The organism is Streptomyces sp. NH27, from assembly GCF_056859195.1.
The window spans coordinates 1-1730 of record NZ_JACEGK010000869.1 but is presented as its reverse complement, the minus strand read 5'-3'; the positions used below and the strand labels follow the sequence as shown (position 1 = coordinate 1730).

General features: G+C 71.4%; 3 protein-coding genes. 1 reads left to right on the top strand and 2 read right to left on the bottom strand.

Annotated features, from left to right (window positions below; all coding sequences use genetic code 11):
- Positions 1 to 546, bottom strand: a 546-nt coding sequence (locus AC13HU_RS36650; RefSeq protein WP_483046319.1) for an HdeD family acid-resistance protein, incomplete at its 3' end; no start/stop codon positions are given.
- A 240-nt stretch (positions 547 to 786) separates the two neighbouring features.
- Positions 787 to 1155: a DUF4267 domain-containing protein gene (locus AC13HU_RS36645; protein ID WP_483046318.1), complete on the bottom strand. Its 369-nt coding sequence runs from the start codon at positions 1153 to 1155 to the stop codon at positions 787 to 789.
- A gap of 88 nt (positions 1156 to 1243) precedes the next feature.
- On the opposite strand from AC13HU_RS36645, the gene AC13HU_RS36640 reads away from it, so the two are divergent.
- A partial coding sequence (locus tag AC13HU_RS36640; RefSeq protein WP_483046317.1) for a TetR/AcrR family transcriptional regulator occupies positions 1244 to 1730 on the top strand: 487 nt, incomplete at its 3' end.

Here is a 1730-nt window from a genome sequence, read left to right as displayed (position 1 = left end):
GATCGCGTGCACCACCTCGGCCACGCCGAGGACGATCAGCCACACGCCGGACACGATCGTGAGGGCGGTCAGTGAGCCGAACGGGGACACGATCAGCACGATGCCCGCCACGAGCGTGATGCCGCCGAAGAACACCTGCCAGCCGCGGGCCGGCAGATCCTCGGTGGAGAACGCGACGGCGAGCATCATGATCCCGCGCAGCAGCCAGCCGAACCCGATCCACAGTGCCAGCAGAAGCAGCGACTCCGCGGCGCCGCGGAAGCAGATCAACCCGAGCAGCACGCTCAGCGCCCCGGTGACGAAGGAGAGCGCCCGCATGCCGCCGGGCACGTGCGGGCCGAAGGCGCCGGCCAGTTGGAGGATGCCGCTGGCCACCAGGTAGATGCCGAACAGGATGCCCACCACCAGCAGCGTCGAGCTGGGCCAGGCGAGGACGATGGCGCCCAGGACGATCGCGGCGATTCCGGCGGCGAGCAGTACCTGCCAGGCGGATCGGGCGAGCGCGGCGAGCGCGCCTCCTGGGGCATCACCGGAGAGATGGGTCATGGCACTCCGCCTTTCGCGCACCGGCCGTGCTGGCTCGGAGGTCGTTTCCACCGTCGCACGGCTGCCGGAAGTCCGCAGGTCGGACGGGTCGGCGGCGCCGTACTCCCGCCCCCGCGCGGCCGTACGAGGGGGCCGTACGAGGGCCGCGCCAGCGTCGTACGAGGCCGTACGAGCGCCGTACGAGGCGCCGTGCCAGCGTCGTACGACCGGTTCGGCCGGTTCGGGCGGCCCCCGGGCCGGTCAGACGGCGAAGAGCAGGCCGGCGCTGATCAGGACGACGACGGCGGTGGCGAAGTGGATGCCGAACGCGACCGCCCGGGCGCCGCCGTGCCGCAGCACGATGAGGGTGTCGCCGAGCGGTATGAGTGCCACGGCCACCATGTACCAGGCTTCGGCGCGGGCACCCACCAGGATCAGCAGCATCAGGCCGAGCACGCCGAACGTGCCGTCCCGAAGCCCCTTGACGGTGAGGAAGGCCGGGTCGCCGTCCGGCTTGGCGGGTACGCCGTATCCGGCGGCGGCGGGCCGGGGCTGGATCAGGAACCGGGCCCCGATGAACAGCACGAAGAGGTCGAGGACGACGGCGAGCGTGTACGCGGTGGCGGTCATGCCATGGCTCCAATTTCTAGCATCGCTAGGGACGAGAGCGAATCTAGCAGATCAACGGCACGATTTCTAGCGATGCTAGAATCGGGTCATGTCGATCCATACGCGCCGGGAGCGCGAACGAGCGGAGCGCGAGCGGCTGATCATCACGACCGCGCGGGAGCTCGCCGAGGCGGAGGGCTGGGACGCCGTCACCACCCGGCGGCTCGCCGCCGAGATCGAGTACAGCCAGCCGGTCCTCTACAGCCACTTCAAGGGCAAGGGCGCCATCATGGCCGCCGTCGCCGAACAGGGCTGCGCCGAACTCGCCACCGAACTGCGCGCGGCCCGCACCGCCACCGACGGCGCCCGCGGGGCCCTCGCCGCGGTGGGAGCGGCGTACATCTCCTTCGCACGGGAACGCCCGGCGCTCTACGACGTGATGTTCACCCACGCCGTCGACCTGCCCTTCGCCACCCCGGAGGCCCCCGCCGCCCTGCGCGACGCTTTCGGCGAAAACCGTCAAGTCGTCCAGCCGCTCGCCGCCGGCGACGCCCCGGGCATCCTCACCGAGACCTTCTGGGCCGGCCTGCACGGCC